Origin of the sequence: Flavobacterium sp. DSP2-3-1 (assembly GCF_049896865.1) — a bacterium.
GTDB lineage: Bacteria > Bacteroidota > Bacteroidia > Flavobacteriales > Flavobacteriaceae > Flavobacterium.
Map to the genome: position 1 here is coordinate 19267 of NZ_JAFCVD010000001.1, position 17548 is coordinate 36814.

Genomic DNA, 17548 nt, shown 5'->3' on the forward strand with positions numbered 1-17548 from the left:
CTTGCTTTGCTAAAAGGACAACAAACTTGATTAAAAGACAAATATACTTTACTTTTAAATGCAAAATTATATTTTAATAGAAAAAATAATCTTTAAGAGAAAACTTCTCTTAAAACATCTAAAGATTTTGGTTTTTTGAATCCGTCCAAATGAAAACTGAAGTAATCAATCAGTATTCGCAATACGATTTGTCTTTCGATGACATGAAATATTTTTTGATTGCTATCGAATTTTAAATCAATCAGTTTTTTAAATAAAGTACTTTCATGCTCCGTAAGTGAACTGATGGCGCTAAAAGGCGTAAAAATACCTTCGTTCATTTCGAAAAAAGGCATATCCATGTCCGAAGTATCAGGATAAAAGCCTAAATATTTTGTAGTTTCCAATAATAAAATCAAATGAAAATTAGCAATTTCATCGTGATTGTCCAACCAATGCAAAGCCGCTTCGAGAAAGGCAAAAAGCGGCTCGTTTTCTTCCTCTTCATGAATCGAATGGTGCAGCATTTCAGAAATGAACATTACAATCGTACTTTTATAAATATCTGAATATATTGAATGAAAAGGCGAGGCAATTTTTATTTCCTTGAAATTTTCTAAAGTGCCTTTGTTTTTATGAACCGCCTCAATCTCAAGAATTGTCAAGGGTTGAAAATATGCAATTTTCTGATTGGATTTTCTAGAAGAAAAAGCATCCCGAACAAAATACGATTTTAACCCATGAGACAAAGTGAAGCATTTCACAATCAAGCTTTTTTCTTGAAATTTTAAAGACGAAATGACGATGGCTTTGGTTTTTACTAACAAGTTTATAGTATTAAATTATTAGACTTCTTAAATTATTAGATTTTCGGAAATGAACCACTATTCTCATACTTAGTGACTGATCACTGAACACTATCTAATTATCATTACTTTCTTTACTTTCGTTTCCACTCCGTCTTGTGCCGAAATAAATATCATATATACCCCTGATGCGACTTTGTATTTACCAAAAGCCGTGGTGTCCCATTCCATTGTTCCACCTTCTGAGGTGGCTTCATGCACTAAATTTCCTTCAATATCGGTAATTTTAATAGTAGCTTTATCCAGCAATCCGGCAATTTTGATGGTTCCCTGGTATTCTGGTCGCACTGGATTTGGATACACGTATGCATTACTTAAATCATCATTGGCGGCAGTCGAAACTCCTTTGAAAGAAACCAATCCTTTCGCAGTAGCGATAAAAACTTCGCCTGTAGCATTGTTTATATCGATATCATTTATAACGTTACTGGGCAACGGTGAGTTGTCTATTGTAAAATGATACTTGGTTTCCTGTCCGTTTGGCGATACTAAAAACAAGCCTGAATCCGCAGTGCCAATCCATTTATTGTTCGCCCCATCTACGGCAATATCGGTAATAAACTGTTCATACAACAACTCTTGCGCCAGGTTATCCTCTAAAATTATTATTGGATTCGCTGTCATTTGGTCCTCTGATTGAAAACTACTTACGTTTGGCAAAACCCGCAAACCTTTTGTCGTTCCTATCCACAATTGGTTTCTATTGTCTACCGCAACCACTCTTACATTTGAAATTGGCAAATTCCCGGTATCAGGTCCTGTTGTTATTTTTTTAAATTTATTGTTACTTTCATTAAACCCAACAACACCATCTTCACTAGTAGAAAGCCATTTGGTGCCATTTTTATCGATGGCAATTGTGGCAAAATTATTATCTATCGGTGAAGCCAAAATCGCATCCATAGCATAACTTTGCCACTGCCCATTTGGTTTTAGTACTTTTAATCCATTTTTTATTCTGCTGGTGGTAACCCAAAGATTCCCGGATTTGTCAAATGCCGTTCCATTAACCCTGATATCAATGTAATTAGGACCTACAAATGTCAAAGATTCTAAGCCACTATTGGTTTGATTGTACAAAATTTTTGGTACGTCATTCTCTATTTTTAATAATCCCGAAAAAAAGGAACTTGCATATACTTCATTTTCATTGCTGGGATTAATTGTAACTCTGGTTATTGATTTCGCTCCAAAAACTTTTTCATAAGGAATATTTAACCATCCAGCAGCACTGAATTTACTGATACCGTAACTGTTTAATGGATACGGATTGTAATCGCCTGAATAATCTCCGTAAACTGTCCAAAGCACATTCGGTGTGGCCTGAAGCGCGAATATATTGTTTCTGGAAGGACCTGTAGGCGTTATATTTTCAAAAGTTGCAGCCGAAGAAAGCGAAGTGGTAATAAATCCGTTTTCTTTTGTTCCAATAAAAACAACACCTCCAATTATAGTAGCGCAGGTAAATCCGAGATTGCTTTCCGGGATTTGGTTGGTATTTATTTGGCGCACCAAAACCATTTGATTGTTGTAAATATAGATACTATTCAAAGTTGTCAGTATCAAATAATCTGTTGTTGCTCGCATATCTACTGCACGCTGAGGAAGCTGAATAATTCCAGTAAAAGAATTTACTGTGGTAGAAAATTTTTGAACATTCCCAAAAGAATCAACAGCATACAAATCGGTGCCAAAAGTTGTTATTCCGGACCAATTTCCGGTTGTAATTGTTGCCCATTGCTTGAAATCGATTAAATTTTCATTAAAAATAGCGGCTCTTTTTATTCCATTATTGGTAGCGGCATAAATAAACCCATTGAATAATGCAGTTTGATTCACAATGATTTCAGCTCCATTATCACCAATAAAATAAGTATCGCCAAATTGCATGGTGGTCAAATTAAATTGGACAATTCCAAAATCACAGGAAACATAAGTAACACCTTCAAATTCCATGAAGTGATTGATTTTTTTTATGTTTGCCGGAAGCTGTTTATTGACAATATCGACCACATTCAGAATACTTCCATCGGCTTCATTAATGACAATTATGAGTCCGTTTTCATAACCTACAATTGTTTTATTGAATGTTGCGCTGTTGTAAACCGATGAAATAGTCTGTCCTGAAAGTCCATCAATAGTATTGGTCGTTTTGATTAAATTTGTTGTGGTATTCTTAGAAAATAATGCATTTTCTGATGCGGCAAAAACAGCGGTTGCAGATTCCGAAACATCTTTAATTTCATTGTAGGAGAAATAGCCCTGCCATGACAAATTACTTTGGGCAAAACCCATTTGTACAAAAAGCAGAAGCAAAAAATATAAAACGTTCTTTTTCATTATTTGTATGACTATTGGTTTACAAATATAGAACAAACGAAAGTCTTAGCATTTTGTTACATAAAAAAATGCCTTCGACCAATAACATGGAAGAAGGCATTTTAAATTATAATAAAACCTTATTTACACCACCCCTTGAGCTAGCATAGCATCCGCTACTTTTACAAATCCGGCAATGTTTGCTCCTTTTACGTAATTCACATATCCTTCGCTGTCTGTACCATATTGTTTACATTGATTGTGTATTCCAACCATGATTTCTTTTAACCTTGAATCTACTTCTTCGCTTGTCCAGTTCAAACGAATAGAGTTTTGAGTCATTTCTAATCCCGATGCCGCTACACCACCTGCATTTGCTGCTTTACCTGGTGCAAAAAGTACTTTGGCTTTCAAGAATTGTTTGATGGCCTCTAATGTACACGGCATATTTGCCGCTTCAGTTACACAAATAACACCGTTTGCAATTAATTTTTTAGCATCTTCTTCGTTCAACTCATTTTGAGTTGCACAAGGAATCGCTATATCTACTTTTACTTCCCATACGCTTTTTCCTCTGTGGAAAACAGCTTTTGGATATTTCTCTAAATACGCTTCGGCTCTATTATCACCTCTTGCTCTCAATTCAAGCATGAAATCAATTTTATCACCAGAAATTCCTTCTTCATCATAAATGTAACCATCAGGACCAGAAATTGTAACTACTTTTCCGCCAAGATCATTTACTTTTAAAGCAACTCCCCAAGCGACATTTCCAAAGCCAGAAATTGAAACAGTCTTACCGCTAATATTTTGACCAATAGTTCTCAACATTTGTTCCGCAAAATACACTACTCCATAACCTGTAGCTTCCGGTCTGATTAAAGAACCACCGTAAGCTAATCCTTTACCCGTTAATACTCCGGTAAATTCGTTTCTGATTCTTTTGTATTGACCAAATAAATACCCAATTTCTCTGGCTCCAACTCCAATATCTCCTGCAGGTACATCCAATTGTGGCCCGATGTGTCTGCACAATTCAGTCATGAAAGACTGGCAAAAACGCATTACTTCACCATCAGACTTTCCTTGTGGATCAAAATCAGATCCTCCTTTTCCACCGCCCATTGGCAAAGTGGTTAAACTATTTTTGAATACTTGTTCGAATGCTAAAAACTTAAGTACTGATAAATTCACGGTATGATGAAAACGTATTCCACCTTTGTAAGGTCCAATTGCTGAATTCATTTGAATTCTGAAACCTCTATTTACCTGAATTTCCCCTAGATCGTCTACCCATGGAACACGAAATATAATTGACCGTTCTGGTTCAGTTATTCTAAGGAGCAAATTTTTTCCGTCGTATTTTTTTTGCTCTGCAATAAATGGAATTACAGTTTCTGCAAATTCCCTAACAGCTTGAATAAATTCAGGTTCATTTGGATTCTTGGCTTCAACTTGAGCCATAAAATCATTTATTTTTAGTAACATAGATTATAAATAATTAATTAAGAAAACGATTTCGTTATAATTTACAAAGATACATTTTATAAAAATATTCGGACTCTGTTTTTTCAATTTATCAATAGAATTATCTTTTTATTAAGCATTCTTAAACAATAGTGTTTAAGATCTCCACTTTTAAAGCTAATCACTACCACTTTCGTAAGTAAATAAGAATTTGTCTGCTTATTTTTAATTGTGAATTTATGTACATAAATGAATGATGTTTTTTATATATTTGTCGGGATTTGAAAATTTTGCCCCTAATGATCAAACAAATAATACCACTTTTACTAATTTTTGTAGGATTCTCTACTAATCTAAATGCTCAGTTCGGTGGGTTTTCGCATGAAGTGGGAATTATTGCCGGTCCATTAGCTTTTCAATCGGATTATGGAGAACGACATGATTTTTCCACAAACGCCGGAAACACTGGAATTGGTATTGGAATCATTCACTATTTAAACTTTTCTTACAAAGCAGATTGTAATTGTTATACTCCTGAAACGTATTTCAATGACCACTTTAAATTAAGATCTGAACTATCTTATAATAAAACTGAATTGCAACATTTTGGACAATATGTTGAAGGAAAACCGTCGCTAGGAAAAGAGCAATTGAAAGCAATGACTGGGAGTACCGCGGTAACTAATCTTGGTATGCAACTGGAATTTTTCCCATGGAGTATTCGTGATTTTACAGCAAGAACAGGCAGCGTTGGCCCATTTGTAAGCGTTGGCGGGCAATTCAGTTATTACAATGCTGAAGTTTCATCCGCTCTAGGTCCGTTAGGAACCCCTTTGACAACGTTTCCAAAATATTTAACGCCAACCGACGGCCGTCCTTATGGATTTTCTTCGGAGAGCGGTACCGTTTGGTCCGTTGTTTCCAGTGTGGGAACTCGTTATAAATTAGCGCCTTTATCGGACTTAATGGTTGATTTAAGATTCCAATATTTCTTTTCGAATTGGGTAGATGGTTTAAATCCTAATCCGGAAATTTATAAAGAAAATAAAGCAAACGACTGGTTGGTTTGGTTTAATGTGGGATATATTTATTACTTACAATAGCATTTAAAATACTCCTTATAAAAAACGAAAGCTCCAATTCTAAATTTTGAATTGGAGCTTTTGTTTAAAAGATATTCTGTTACGCTAATGCTTGTTTTAAATCTTCAATTAAATCTTCAGCATCTTCAACTCCTACGCTTAATCGAACCAAATCATCCGTAATTCCAACTTCCTTACGCTTGTCTTCCGGGATGGAAGCATGCGTCATTAAAGCCGGATGATTCGCTAAGGATTCCACTCCGCCCAAAGATTCTGCTAACGTGAAAACTTTTAATTTCTCCAGAAAGTCTATTGCATCTTCTTTTTTGCCTGAAACAAAAGTAAATGACACCATTCCTCCAAAACCACTCATTTGCTTTTTGGCAATTTCATGATACGGATGGCTTGGCAATCCCGGGTAATAAACAGTTTTTACTTTTGGATGATTGTTTAAAAACGCTACCACTTTTCCTCCATTTTCACAATGTCTTTCCACGCGCAAATGCAAGGTTTTAATTCCTCTAAGAACCAAGAAACTATCCATTGGCCCCAAAGTTGCTCCTGTCGCAAATTGTTGAAAATGCAATTGATCCCCCAGCGCTTCATCTTTTACGATCAAAGCCCCGGCAATAACATCCGAATGTCCTCCCAAATATTTAGTTGCTGAATGCATTACAATATCAGCTCCTAAATCCAAAGGTTTTTGCAAATAAGGCGTTGCAAAAGTATTATCAACCGCAAAAAGGATTTTCTTTTCCTTTGTGATTTTCGCAATTTCCTGAATATCGGCTAATTTCATCAAAGGATTCGTTGGTGTTTCTACCCACACCAATTTCGTGTTTTCGTTGATTAATGACTTGAATTTCTCGATGTCATTCATATCTACAAAATGAAATTTAATACCGGAATCTTTATAAATACGGGTAAACATTCTGTAGGTTCCACCATATAAATCGTCCATCGCTATAATTTCATCCCCTGATTTAAAAGAACGCAACACACAATCCGTTGCTGCCAATCCAGACGAAAAAGCCAATCCTCGCGTTCCATTTTCAATACTTGCCAATGCATTTTCAAGTGCGCTTCGGGTAGGATTAGCAGCTCTGCTGTATTCATAATCCGGATTTATAGGCTGCCCCGGACTGGTTTGTACAAAAGTTGATGTTTGATATACTGGAGGCATAACTGCTCCTGTGCTTGGATCATGGTGTTGTCCACCGTGAATGACTTTAGTATTGAATTTCATAAGTTGAATTTTTAATGCAAAATTGTTTCGCAAATTTACCCTTTAATTTATTTTAACCAAGCTACAAGATAATACCTTTGTCTTTAATTAACAATTTTGAGATGAAACACTTTATTATTTACACTTTACTACTTTTTTCAGCAGTGCAATGTTCTAAAGAATTGATTTTTGAAACGGAATCTTTTCAGAAAAAAACCACAATGCCCTGCAAAGAAAATTGTCCTTCTATCAGTGTAAAAATTCCCGTTGCAAATGCCGTCCCAGTAGTAGCGGACAGCATCAATAAAAAAGTGTTTTCGGTAATGAAAGAGATTATTTATTTTGGCGAAAAGCCATACACTGCAACTGATTATAATGGTTTATTGGCTTCATTTATTGACTCCTACGAGAAACTCCAAAATGAATTTCCCAATGACAAATTTGGCTGGGAAGCTGACATTGAAGGAAACGTAAAATACCAATCAGATGAAGTATTGAATATTGAAATCAAACACTACACCTACACCGGTGGCGCTCATGGATACCAAGGTTTGCGTTCCCTACTTTTTGACCCAAATACCGGAAAAACCATTTCGAATGAGGAATTGTTTTATAATAAACTGGATTTTATGGCTTTCGCCGAAAAAAAATTCAGATCCAAATATAAAATCCCAGCTAACAAATCTATCAATGCAACCGGTTTGATGTTTGAGAAGGAAAAGTTTCAACTGCCAGAAAATATTTTTTATACGGATAAAGGTTTACTACTTTATTACAATTCCTACGAAGCAGCATCGTACGCCGACGGACCAAAAGAATTATTATTGCCGTACACTGAAGTGAATGATTATTTGGCTGTTAAATAATAAATGGTCTTTAAAAAATCAAACACTTTTTAAACACCATTTCGTGTTTTTTTTAACGATTTGCTAGCCCCGATAGAAGCGGATATCCTTTTACTTTTTTCTTTAAAAAGTAAAAGATATGAGCGAATATCGGGATTAAGCTCCCAATATTCATAAGTATAAATCCTAAATAAACTTTCTAATACTCATCATATTCCCCAGGTGAAGTCCTTCGTGAACAACATTAAAGACCAATGCATCTTCAACACTTTCTAAGGTAAAACCAGTTGAAGTAGGATATTCATTATAGTTTTTGAAAGTTTTATTATTAAAATCAGCTTTAGTCTGATCAATTGTTGCAAACAATAACGATTTAATTTTATCTACTTCGACCTGTGTTACTATATGTTCCGGCTTGGTTCCCTTTTTGTATTTCTCGACTAATTCCTCCGAAACCATCATCGGCAAACCAGAAAGCTTGTACACTAATAATTGTTGCGACACGATAATATGACCAATATTCCAAATTATATTGTTGCTGAATCCTTCCGGAATCGTATTGAGTTGCTCTAAAGTATAGTCCGTTAGAAATTTTGAAACCATATTTCTGGTCGTAATGTTGACCTCAAGTGTTTGATTCATTTTTTTATTTTTTGATAAAAATAATCATTTTCCGTGTCAAATGATTTTTCTTTGCACAAATAAATCGCTTTTTACATGGACAAAATATATTATCTCGCCTCTTGCGACACTTGCAGAAAAATCATAAAATCACTACCTAAAGAACATGATTTTAAATTTCACGACATCAAACAAGATCCGATTACTATTGCCGAATTAGAGCAAATGCGGGACCTTGCCGGAAGCTATGAAGCACTTTTCAGCAAAAAAGCACAGTTGTACAAATCGATGGATTTAAAAAATAAATCGTTGACCGAAGACGATTATAAAAAATACATATTGGAACATTACACGTTTTTGAGTCGTCCCGTTTTTATCATCAAAGACAAAATTTACATTGGCAATACACAACAAAATATGTTACAGGTAATGAAAGCGTTGGTATAATGTCCAAAAGAAATCTTGCCATAATTGGCGCCACAATTGTTTCCATAATTTATGGCGTTACATTTACCATCGCCAAAGATGTCATGCCTTTGTACATTGATGCATATGGCTTTATCCTATTGCGAGTAGGTGGTTCCGTGCTATTATTTTGGCTGATTTGGCTTTTTATACCAAAGGAGAAAATTGCTCTCAGTGATTTCCCCCGAATTATTGCTGCGGCTTTCTTTGGCGTGGCGTTTAATATGCTTACTTTTTTTAAAGGATTAAGCCTTACTTCTCCCATAAGTGCGGCCGTAATTATGGTTTCGACACCTATGATTGTGTTGACGCTTTCGGCCATTATTATGAAGGAGCGCATGCAAAAACGAATGGTTTTTGGAATTATTCTTGGATTAATCGGCACCGCATTTCTGATTTTGTACGGGAAATCCATTGGTAGCGCCACAAACGCCGGTTTGGGAAATTTCTTGGTTTTGGTCAACGCCATTTCTTATGGATTTTACCTGATTATCGTCAAGAAATTAATGGATAAATACAATGCTTTTACATTTGTAAAATGGATTTATTTGTTCGGATTTATTATGGTTTTACCTTTTGGCTGGAGCCAATTTCAAACTGTGAATTGGGCTTTGGTTCCAAAGGATATTTGCTGGAAAATAGGATTTGTGGTTGTTTTTTCGACCTTTCTGACGTATCTTCTGAATTTGCTTTCGATGAAAGAATTAAAACCAACTACTGTTGCTGTTTTTATTTATTTACAACCGCTTTTCGCAACTATTTTTGCGATAAGCTTGGGCAAAGACGAATTGAGTTTGGTAAAAATTGGTTCCGCAGTTTTAATATTTGTCGGCGTTTATTTGGTGACGCAGAAGAAGAGTGTTCAATAATCAGCTAGTAGTTTTCAGTGCATAAATCGCAGGTTAGTGTCTTTTATAATGTTCGTTAGGTTATTTATATCAACTCAAAAATAAAATCTGATCACTAAACATTTACTTATACCGAGTCACCGAATACTAAAAACGGACCACTGGCCACTTTTTTATTATCTTTGACCTCTTTTAGAAAATTATATGATACAATCAATGACGGGTTTTGGGAAAGCGACTTTGCAATTACCAACCAAAAAAATCACGGTAGAAGTAAAATCTTTAAACAGTAAAGGTTTGGATTTGAATGTGAGAATGCCTTCGCTGTACCGCGAAATGGAATTGGGTTTACGCAACCAAATTGCACTCAAGCTCGAACGAGGAAAAGTAGATTTTTCTATTTTTATCGAAAGTACCGCGGAACAAACCTCAACAAAAGTGAACGTGCCGATTGTAAAAGCCTACATCAACCAATTGAGAGAAGTGTATGCTGATGCTGATGAAACGGAACTAATGAAAATGGCGGTTCGCATGCCAGATACCATGAAAATAGAACGTGATGAAATCGATGAAAACGACTGGGTACAAATCCAAACCGTTGTCGAAGAAGCCTTGCAAAACATCTTGAATTTTAGAAGAGATGAAGGAATGTCTTTAGAAAAAGAATTTCAGTTGCGAATTGGCAATATTCGTCAGTACATGACGGAAGCATTGGCACTAGATCCGGAACGCGTTCAAGCTATAAAAGACCGTTTACAAACTGCAATATCAGAACTTAAAGTGAATGTAGATGAAAATCGTTTCGAGCAGGAATTGATTTACTATTTAGAGAAATTAGACATCACTGAAGAAAAAGTACGTTTGACAAATCACTTGGACTATTTTCTGGAAACCATCAATGGAACTGAGGCCAACGGTAGAAAATTGGGTTTCATCACCCAAGAAATGGGACGTGAAATAAATACTATGGGTTCTAAATCCAATCACGCACAAATGCAAAAATTAGTCGTTCAGATGAAAGACGAATTGGAAAAAATCAAGGAACAAGTATTAAACGTTCTATAAATAAATACTGAAATAAATTCAGCATAAAATGAGCACAGGAGGAAAATTAATCGTTTTTTCGGCACCTTCGGGATCTGGAAAAACTACCATAGTCAGGCATTTATTAAGCAAAGAAGATTTAAATCTTGAATTTTCAATTTCGGTAGCGTCTCGCGAACCAAGAGGCGAAGAAGTAAATGGAAAAGACTATTATTTCATGTCTACGGAAGAATTTAAAAAACATATCAAAAACGAAGACTTCTTGGAATGGGAAGAAGTGTATCGCGATAATTTCTACGGAACTTTAAAAAGCGAAGTGGAACGTATTTGGGCCAAAGACAAAAATGTGATTTTTGATATTGATGTAGCTGGCGGATTGCGTATTAAGCATAAATTTCCTGAAGAAACTTTGGCAGTTTTCGTGAAACCACCAAGCGTGGATGAACTAAAAAGAAGATTAAAAGAACGTTCTACCGAAAGCGACGATAAAATCAATATGCGTATCGCCAAAGCTTCTGTAGAATTAGCAACAGCGCCACAATTTGATGTGATTATAAAAAACTACGATTTAGATATTGCTTTGGAAGAAGCGTATCAATTGGTAAAGAATTTTATTAAGGATTAAAAGATTGAAAAATTATAGAATTGAAAAATGCAAAATAATTTCCAACCTTTAAATTATTTAATTTTTAAATCTTTAAATTAAATTAATGAAAATAGGTCTGTATTTCGGAACTTTTAATCCCATTCATGTTGGGCATCTCATCATTGCCAATCACATGGCGGAGCACTCCGGTTTAGACCAAATCTGGATGGTGGTTACCCCACACAATCCTTTGAAGAAAAAAAGTACGTTGCTCGATGATTATCATCGTTTGCAAATGGTGCATCTTGCCACCGAGGATTTTCCAAAAATAAAACCTTCGGATATTGAGTTTAAATTGACACAACCCAATTATACTGTCAATACTTTAGTTCATTTAGAAGAAAAATATCCCAATTACAAGTTCTCGTTAATCATGGGAGAAGACAATCTCAGGTCTTTCCCTAAATGGAAAAATTATGAAGCAATTTTGGAGCATCACGAAATTTATGTTTATCCAAGGCTTGAAGCCCAAGGCTCTGCTGATGAAGCAATTTCAACCAATCCAGAGGATTTAGATTTAAAAATTTTCCAAAAATACGGGACGAAAATTCACATGATTGACGCTCCGGTTGTAGAAATATCGTCGACATTCATTAGGGATAATATCAAAAAAGGGAAAAATGTGCAACCGCTACTGCCTGCAAAAGTTTGGGAATATATTGATCATAATAATTTTTACAAGAAGTAAATCAATAAAATAATTATCCTAAAATAGCCTGAAAATTAAACCCATATTCACATAATAAAATCATCTAAGAAGATTAGTTTAAAACATAATTTTCACACATAGCTATGCAAACGATATAAAAGCTAAGCTTTTCTTGCATTTATAACAAAATTCTTAGTTTCTACGTGGTAGAATAGCCTTTGTAAGAACCATTATTACCCCAAAACCCTTTTTAATTCGTTTTGAATATTTCGAAAAATAGTAGTCAAATTTTCATTTTTACCGGATAATACAAATACTTCCGTACTTGGCATTTGCTTGCTGTTCCATAACAGTTGGATTTTATTTTCTGCTAACAATCTTTTCGCGTTTATATCCCAAACTACTCCTATTCCAGTATTTTTCGAAATGATTTCCAGCATTTCATATTCGGACGGAATGATATAATTGGGAATCATCGAAGGTCTTTTTTTGTTGAAAACATGCAACCAGAACAACTTGATATGCGGAATCTGTGCATTGTGACTGAACCATTTTTGGTCGTTCAACCAATATTCAGTGGCCGTGAAATCCTTTATTTTGATGTTGGCTTTTAATTCGGAAGCATCAATGTTATTGGAACCAACAATTACTTGTTTGATTTCGCCAACCTTTTTCTGAATTGTGTCAAACGTATCATATTGCTTAGTTACAATTGCAAAATCTAGTTTTTTAGAATCGACCAATTCAAAAAGCGTATCGTCTTCATGAAAGCTAAAATCAATAAAATCAAATCTTGAAACCAAGGCACTTCCCAAACTACTCATTAGATGCTTTGAGATTCCAATTGAAATTAACCGATTGGCATTTATTGCTTTGGCACGAAAACCATTCTCGACATTTTCCAGTCGGTCCAGTGCTTCAATTATTAAATTATTGAGTAACTTAGCGTATTCCGTTGGTTCCACGCCTTTAGACTTTCGATTAAAAAGCTTATAACCTACATGTGCCTCCAACATTGATATTTGCTGACTTACAGCCGGTTGACTGATAAATAGTTCTTTGGCAGCCAAAGAAAAATTTGCGTTTTTATACACGGATTTAAACGTTCGGTACCATTCTAGATTAACCATGATATAAATATATTTATCACAAACATAATTTAAATTATTTTTACTAATAACATATTCGCCTTAAATTTGCATAAAGGAAATCCGAAATGAAAAAGATTGCATTATTTGCCATTTTAGTATTAACCGTTAGTTGTATTTCAGCAACTGCACAAAATAAAAAAGGTATGAAAAAAGTATTATTTGTTGTTACCAGTCACGATAAATTGGGTAACACGGGAGAAAAAACAGGATTTTGGACAGAAGAATTTGCTGCACCTTATTATGAATTATTAGATAATGGTGTCCAAATTGATATTGCTACACCGTTAGGAGGGCAACCACCAATTGATCCAAAAAGTGAAGATCCATCAGCCGCAACTGAAGATACTAAAAGATTTGATGCTGATACTGAATTATTGGCAAAACTGAAAAACACGCACAAATTAGCCGATGTTAAAGAATCTGATTATGATGCGGTTTTCTATCCTGGAGGTCATGGTCCGTTATGGGATTTAGCCGAAGACAAAAATTCAATTGCTTTGATTGAATCTTTTTACAGCAATAAAAAACCGGTAGCTTTTGTATGCCATTCACCAGGAGCGTTAAAAAACGTAAAAGTAAATGGCGAATATTTAGTAAAAGGCAAAAAAGTAACAGGATTTTCAAATACAGAGGAGGAAGCGGTTGGATTGACAAATGTAGTTCCGTTTTTATTGGAAGACGCATTACAAACAAATGGAGCAACTTATTCAAAATCCGGCGACTGGCAACCTTATGCCGTAGAAGATGGTTTATTGATTACAGGTCAGAACCCAGCTTCGTCTAAATTAGTAGCTGAAAAATTATTAAATCAATTGAATATTAAAAAATAAAAGTATGTTAAATTTCGAATTATACAATCCTACCAATTTAATTTTTGGGAAAGGACAAATTGAAAAACTTTCCGCATTAGTGCCAGAAGGAGCAAAAATCCTTCTCGCTTATGGTGGTGGAAGTATTTTCAAAAATGGAATTTATGATCAAGTAATCGAGAACCTAAAAGGTTTTGATATTGTGGAATTTGCCGGAATAGAAGCAAATCCGCATTTTGAAACTTTGATGAAAGCAGTTGCCATTATCAAAGAACAAAACATCGATTTTATTCTTGCTGTTGGTGGAGGATCTGTAATTGACGGAGTAAAGTTCATTTCGGCTGCGGCTCACTTTGATGGAAATCCAATAGATATTCTTCAAAAAAGAATAATGACTACTGATTTGACTACAATTGTCCCTTTTGGAACCATTCTAACTTTACCCGCTACAGGAAGCGAAATGAATTCCGGCGGAGTAATAACTATTGAATCTACACAAGAAAAATTATCTTTTGGCGGTAGTGCCTTGTTTCCAAAATTCTCTATCTGTGACCCAACCGTAATTGAATCTTTGCCAAAAAGACAATTGGAAAACGGAGTTGTTGATGCGTACACTCATGTTTTGGAACAATATTTAACCTATCCGCATGAAGGTTATCTTCAGGATAGAATCGCCGAAAGTATTTTGCAAACCTTAATCCAAGTTGGTCCAGAAGTAGTTGAGAATCCTAAAGATTACGCTTTAGCTTCTAACTTTATGTGGAGTTGCACGATGGCGTTAAATGGATTAATCCAAAAAGGAGTTCCTTCAGATTGGGCGACACACATGATTGGACATGAATTAACAGCTTTGTACGGAATCGATCACGCAAGAACATTGGCGGTTGTGGGTCCAAATTTATACCGAGTGATGTTTGAAACTAAAAAAGGAAAATTGGCACAATATGGAAAACGTATTTTCAATTTGACTGGAACAGAGGATGAAATCGCAAACGAAGCCATCAACAAAACAGTTGAATTTTTCCACACTATGGGAATGGAAACTAAATTATCAGATTACACCAAAGACTTTAATAAAACGGCAGATTTTATTGTGGATCGTTTTAAAGAAAGAGGCTGGTTAGGACTGGGTGAAAAACAAAACATCACTTTAGAAAAAGTAAAATCTATTGTTGAAAAGAGTTATTAATTCAAATAACTAAATACCGATTATCGTTGTTTAAAAAAAGGCGTTCCATTTATAGGGACGCCTTTTAAAATTCTAAAATATAACTAACTAATTCAATCCGTATTTTTTGTTAATTTTTTAAACAATACATATTTACAACGAAACAGCAGCATTTATATTGTATGCAAAATCAAAAATAATTATTTTAAATTTAAAAAATTAAGACAATTACATCATAATACCCGACAAACAGTGTGTTTCTTGGAATAATTTAATTTGCTTAATTAATGGTTTTTTAAGTACTTTTGATTAAATTCAATAAAAAAATGGCTGAAAATATAAAATTCGCAGTAATAGGCGGTGGAAGTTGGGCGACAGCGATAGCAAAAATGTTATGTGTAAATCTTACCGAAATTTCATGGTACATGCGTAACGAAGCTACTATAGAGCACATTAAAACCTACAAGCACAATCCAAATTATTTAAGTTCGGTTGAATTTGACATCAAAAAACTGAAACTAACCAGCGATATAAACGAAGCTGTAGCATACGCGGATTACATTATATTTGCCATTCCATCCGCTTTTTTAGATGGTGAGTTAGCAAAACTAACCGTTTCTTTAAAAGATAAAATCATTTTCTCTGCGATAAAAGGAATTGTTCCCGAAACAAGCCTGATTGTAGGCGAACATTTCCATGTAAAATACGACATTCCATATTACAATATCGGTGTAATTACCGGTCCTTGTCACGCTGAAGAAGTTGCCATGGAGCGTCTTTCCTATCTTACGATAGCGTGTGGCGATCCTATAAAAGCTAAAGTCGTAGCTAAAAATTTATCTGGAAATTACATAAAAACTAAAATTACAGACGATATTATAGGCACAGAATACGCAGCGATGCTAAAGAACATTTACGCTATTGCAGCAGGAATGGCACACGGTTTAGGTTATGGCGATAATTTCCAGTCGGTTTTGATGAGTAATGGGATTCGTGAGATGAAAAAATTCATCAAGAAAGTCCACAAAATGAAACGTAACATCAATGACTCAGCTTATTTAGGCGATTTACTGGTGACGGGTTATTCTGTATTCTCCAGAAACAGAATGTTTGGGAATATGATTGGTAAAGGCTACACCGTAAAATCAGCAATGATGGAGATGAGTATGGTTGCTGAAGGATATTATGCGGCAAAAAGTGCGTATAAACTCAATCAGGCGTATGGTGCCAAAACACCAATTATAGATGCCGTTTACAGCATTTTATACGAAGGTCAGGATGCTAAAACCGTATTCAAAAAACTGACAGATAAACTGGATTAATTCATCTACCGATTAACTATCAAAATAGAATCACTTTATGAGCGAAAGATGGAAATATCAGATTAAAACTGGCGGGATTTGGGGTGTATTTATGACGGTTTTTAATGTTTTGTTCGACATCAAAGAAATTCCTTTTTCGGAACAGGTTGCTACCGTTAATTTTTACATTCGCGCGGTTGCTTATGTCCTTGTAGGGATATTTGTGCTAGGATATTTTACCTGGAAATCCAAAGTTAAACAACAAAACCGCTAAATAATTTTTATGAGTGAAAGATGGAAATATCAACTTAAAACAGGATTGATTTGGGGGATATCTTTCTCTATTATCTTACAAGTTTTTGACTTGTTAGAAATGTCATTTTCACAAGCCTTTTTATCCAAAAGAAGTTTACTAAGAATGCTATTTTTTATTGTAACTGGGATTTTTGTAGTAAGCTATTTTTCTTGGAAACAGAAAATTAAAAAAGAAGTCACTGAAAAATCTATCTAACAATAACTCCGTCAACAAATAAAATAGGTACTTCTTCAACCTCTGTTTCATTGATGGAATTGGCTTTGAAAACAAATTTTTTATCGTGTAATTTCCCATCCATGAAAAACGTGAGCATGAACTCATTGTTGAGTGCCAAAACACTTTTTTCAATCATTTCAACTTTCACAACAGAAACCTCAGGAATCTCAGCAAAAGCGTGACGCAAAAGCGATGTTTTTTTCATTTCACCGTCAATGGTACCAAAAGCTTTGGAAACTACCATGACGCTTTCAATTAAGAAATCGCTGTCATTGACTAAATAAGCGTACCATACCTTTTCCATAAAATCGTCACTCCATTCTTGGACTGCCGCAAAAAATACGTTCTCTACTTCGGGGATGATGATGTCTTTTTTCATGTCATTTGGCAGAACGAAGCAACTCTTCATTCATTATTAATTATTGTTTCGTATTCAAACCAGATATGCTGTGAACCCAAAATCCCTAGCCCAGATAGCAGTGGAAATCCTTTTTTAGGCTTTTTGCCTCAAAAAAGATTGTAACGAATAGC

Annotated in this window: 19 protein-coding genes; 12 read left to right on the forward strand and 7 right to left on the reverse strand. The window is 34.9% G+C overall.

All coding sequences use genetic code 11. The features are described from left to right. Positions 1 to 92: 92 nt before the first annotated feature. The 3 genes from recO to gdhA form a co-directional block, all read right to left on the reverse strand. Positions 93 to 806 (reverse strand): DNA repair protein RecO, encoded by a 714-nt coding sequence (recO, locus tag ACP7AT_RS00090; RefSeq protein ID WP_426062341.1) that lies wholly within the window; start codon positions 804 to 806, stop codon positions 93 to 95. 90 nt (positions 807 to 896) lie between these two features. Continuing rightward, positions 897 to 3185, reverse strand: coding sequence for a T9SS type A sorting domain-containing protein (locus ACP7AT_RS00095; protein ID WP_426062342.1), 2289 nt, complete (start codon positions 3183 to 3185; stop codon positions 897 to 899). Positions 3186 to 3308: 123 nt separating this feature from the next. Continuing rightward, positions 3309 to 4652 (reverse strand): NADP-specific glutamate dehydrogenase, encoded by a 1344-nt coding sequence (gene gdhA / locus ACP7AT_RS00100; protein ID WP_426062343.1) that lies wholly within the window; start codon positions 4650 to 4652, stop codon positions 3309 to 3311. A 278-nt stretch (positions 4653 to 4930) separates the two neighbouring features. Here gdhA and ACP7AT_RS00105 point away from each other — a divergent pair, with 278 nt between their 5' ends. After that, positions 4931 to 5734 (forward strand): THC0290_0291 family protein, encoded by an 804-nt coding sequence (locus ACP7AT_RS00105; RefSeq protein ID WP_426062344.1) that lies wholly within the window; start codon positions 4931 to 4933, stop codon positions 5732 to 5734. Positions 5735 to 5813: 79 nt separating this feature from the next. Here ACP7AT_RS00105 and ACP7AT_RS00110 read toward each other — a convergent pair whose 3' ends face one another. Next, positions 5814 to 6959: a cystathionine gamma-synthase gene (locus ACP7AT_RS00110; protein ID WP_426062345.1), complete on the reverse strand. Its 1146-nt coding sequence runs from the start codon at positions 6957 to 6959 to the stop codon at positions 5814 to 5816. Positions 6960 to 7060: 101 nt separating this feature from the next. Here ACP7AT_RS00110 and ACP7AT_RS00115 point away from each other — a divergent pair, with 101 nt between their 5' ends. Beyond that, on the forward strand, positions 7061 to 7804 hold the full coding sequence (locus tag ACP7AT_RS00115; RefSeq protein WP_426062346.1) for a PdaC/SigV domain-containing protein: 744 nt from the start codon (positions 7061 to 7063) through the stop codon (positions 7802 to 7804). A gap of 165 nt (positions 7805 to 7969) precedes the next feature. Here the strand turns inward: ACP7AT_RS00115 and ACP7AT_RS00120 are convergent, their stop codons facing one another. Continuing rightward, positions 7970 to 8425, reverse strand: a complete 456-nt coding sequence (locus ACP7AT_RS00120) for a DinB family protein (protein ID WP_426062347.1) — start codon at positions 8423 to 8425, stop codon at positions 7970 to 7972. A gap of 75 nt (positions 8426 to 8500) precedes the next feature. Between ACP7AT_RS00120 and ACP7AT_RS00125 the strand changes: the two genes are divergently transcribed. The 5 genes from ACP7AT_RS00125 to nadD all read left to right on the forward strand — a co-directional run bounded on the left by ACP7AT_RS00125 (position 8501) and on the right by nadD (position 12095). Then, a complete protein-coding gene (locus ACP7AT_RS00125) occupies positions 8501 to 8851 on the forward strand; it encodes an arsenate reductase family protein (protein ID WP_426062348.1) in 351 nt (116 codons plus the stop codon). Further along, the gene (locus ACP7AT_RS00130; RefSeq protein ID WP_426062349.1) at positions 8851 to 9738 is read left to right on the forward strand and encodes a DMT family transporter; all 888 of its coding nucleotides are present in this window, start codon (positions 8851 to 8853) and stop codon (positions 9736 to 9738) included. The genes ACP7AT_RS00125 and ACP7AT_RS00130 overlap by 1 nt, the downstream gene beginning before the upstream one ends. Positions 9739 to 9921: 183 nt before the next feature. Next, a complete protein-coding gene (locus ACP7AT_RS00135) occupies positions 9922 to 10782 on the forward strand; it encodes a YicC/YloC family endoribonuclease (RefSeq protein ID WP_426062350.1) in 861 nt (286 codons plus the stop codon). A gap of 28 nt (positions 10783 to 10810) precedes the next feature. Continuing rightward, complete coding sequence (gene gmk, locus ACP7AT_RS00140) at positions 10811 to 11386, forward strand: guanylate kinase (RefSeq protein ID WP_426062351.1); 576 nt, start codon at positions 10811 to 10813, stop codon at positions 11384 to 11386. Between the two features lie 85 nt (positions 11387 to 11471). Further along, positions 11472 to 12095 carry a nicotinate (nicotinamide) nucleotide adenylyltransferase gene (nadD, locus tag ACP7AT_RS00145; protein ID WP_426062352.1) on the forward strand — a complete coding sequence of 208 codons (624 nt, stop codon included), beginning with the start codon at positions 11472 to 11474 and terminating at the stop codon, positions 12093 to 12095. A gap of 194 nt (positions 12096 to 12289) precedes the next feature. Here nadD and ACP7AT_RS00150 read toward each other — a convergent pair whose 3' ends face one another. Further along, positions 12290 to 13186, reverse strand: a complete 897-nt coding sequence (locus tag ACP7AT_RS00150; protein ID WP_426062353.1) for a LysR family transcriptional regulator — start codon at positions 13184 to 13186, stop codon at positions 12290 to 12292. Positions 13187 to 13272: 86 nt separating this feature from the next. Between ACP7AT_RS00150 and ACP7AT_RS00155 the strand changes: the two genes are divergently transcribed. The 5 genes from ACP7AT_RS00155 (at position 13273) to ACP7AT_RS00175 (ending at position 16996) form a co-directional block, all read left to right on the forward strand. Next, complete coding sequence (locus ACP7AT_RS00155; protein WP_426062354.1) at positions 13273 to 14037, forward strand: type 1 glutamine amidotransferase domain-containing protein; 765 nt, start codon at positions 13273 to 13275, stop codon at positions 14035 to 14037. 4 nt (positions 14038 to 14041) lie between these two features. Then, the gene (locus ACP7AT_RS00160) at positions 14042 to 15205 is read left to right on the forward strand and encodes an iron-containing alcohol dehydrogenase (RefSeq protein ID WP_426062355.1); all 1164 of its coding nucleotides are present in this window, start codon (positions 14042 to 14044) and stop codon (positions 15203 to 15205) included. 305 nt (positions 15206 to 15510) lie between these two features. Further along, positions 15511 to 16506 (forward strand): NAD(P)H-dependent glycerol-3-phosphate dehydrogenase, encoded by a 996-nt coding sequence (locus tag ACP7AT_RS00165; protein ID WP_426062356.1) that lies wholly within the window; start codon positions 15511 to 15513, stop codon positions 16504 to 16506. A 37-nt stretch (positions 16507 to 16543) separates the two neighbouring features. Next, positions 16544 to 16759: a hypothetical protein gene (locus tag ACP7AT_RS00170; RefSeq protein ID WP_426062357.1), complete on the forward strand. Its 216-nt coding sequence runs from the start codon at positions 16544 to 16546 to the stop codon at positions 16757 to 16759. 9 nt (positions 16760 to 16768) lie between these two features. Then, complete coding sequence (locus tag ACP7AT_RS00175; protein WP_426062358.1) at positions 16769 to 16996, forward strand: hypothetical protein; 228 nt, start codon at positions 16769 to 16771, stop codon at positions 16994 to 16996. Here ACP7AT_RS00175 and ACP7AT_RS00180 read toward each other — a convergent pair. Continuing rightward, complete coding sequence (locus ACP7AT_RS00180) at positions 16989 to 17396, reverse strand: hypothetical protein (protein WP_426062738.1); 408 nt, start codon at positions 17394 to 17396, stop codon at positions 16989 to 16991. The genes ACP7AT_RS00175 and ACP7AT_RS00180 overlap by 8 nt on opposite strands. Positions 17397 to 17548 lie beyond the last annotated feature (152 nt).

Bases quoted from the DNA above. Each gene is read 5' to 3' on its own strand.
- ACP7AT_RS00095 (WP_426062342.1), bottom strand. From the start codon at position 3,185: ATGAAAAAGAACGTTTTATATTTTTTGCTTCTGCTTTTTGTACAAATG.
- gdhA (WP_426062343.1), bottom strand. From the start codon at position 4,652: ATGTTACTAAAAATAAATGATTTTATGGCTCAAGTTGAAGCCAAGAAT.
- ACP7AT_RS00105 (WP_426062344.1), top strand. From the start codon at position 4,931: ATGATCAAACAAATAATACCACTTTTACTAATTTTTGTAGGATTCTCT.
- ACP7AT_RS00110 (WP_426062345.1), bottom strand. From the start codon at position 6,959: ATGAAATTCAATACTAAAGTCATTCACGGTGGACAACACCATGATCCA.
- ACP7AT_RS00115 (WP_426062346.1), top strand. From the start codon at position 7,061: ATGAAACACTTTATTATTTACACTTTACTACTTTTTTCAGCAGTGCAA.
- ACP7AT_RS00120 (WP_426062347.1), bottom strand. From the start codon at position 8,425: ATGAATCAAACACTTGAGGTCAACATTACGACCAGAAATATGGTTTCA.
- ACP7AT_RS00125 (WP_426062348.1), top strand. From the start codon at position 8,501: ATGGACAAAATATATTATCTCGCCTCTTGCGACACTTGCAGAAAAATC.
- ACP7AT_RS00130 (WP_426062349.1), top strand. From the start codon at position 8,851: ATGTCCAAAAGAAATCTTGCCATAATTGGCGCCACAATTGTTTCCATA.
- ACP7AT_RS00135 (WP_426062350.1), top strand. From the start codon at position 9,922: ATGATACAATCAATGACGGGTTTTGGGAAAGCGACTTTGCAATTACCA.
- gmk (WP_426062351.1), top strand. From the start codon at position 10,811: ATGAGCACAGGAGGAAAATTAATCGTTTTTTCGGCACCTTCGGGATCT.
- nadD (WP_426062352.1), top strand. From the start codon at position 11,472: ATGAAAATAGGTCTGTATTTCGGAACTTTTAATCCCATTCATGTTGGG.
- ACP7AT_RS00150 (WP_426062353.1), bottom strand. From the start codon at position 13,186: ATGGTTAATCTAGAATGGTACCGAACGTTTAAATCCGTGTATAAAAAC.
- ACP7AT_RS00155 (WP_426062354.1), top strand. From the start codon at position 13,273: ATGAAAAAGATTGCATTATTTGCCATTTTAGTATTAACCGTTAGTTGT.
- ACP7AT_RS00160 (WP_426062355.1), top strand. From the start codon at position 14,042: ATGTTAAATTTCGAATTATACAATCCTACCAATTTAATTTTTGGGAAA.
- ACP7AT_RS00165 (WP_426062356.1), top strand. From the start codon at position 15,511: ATGGCTGAAAATATAAAATTCGCAGTAATAGGCGGTGGAAGTTGGGCG.
- ACP7AT_RS00170 (WP_426062357.1), top strand. From the start codon at position 16,544: ATGAGCGAAAGATGGAAATATCAGATTAAAACTGGCGGGATTTGGGGT.
- ACP7AT_RS00175 (WP_426062358.1), top strand. From the start codon at position 16,769: ATGAGTGAAAGATGGAAATATCAACTTAAAACAGGATTGATTTGGGGG.
- ACP7AT_RS00180 (WP_426062738.1), bottom strand. From the start codon at position 17,396: ATGAAAAAAGACATCATCATCCCCGAAGTAGAGAACGTATTTTTTGCG.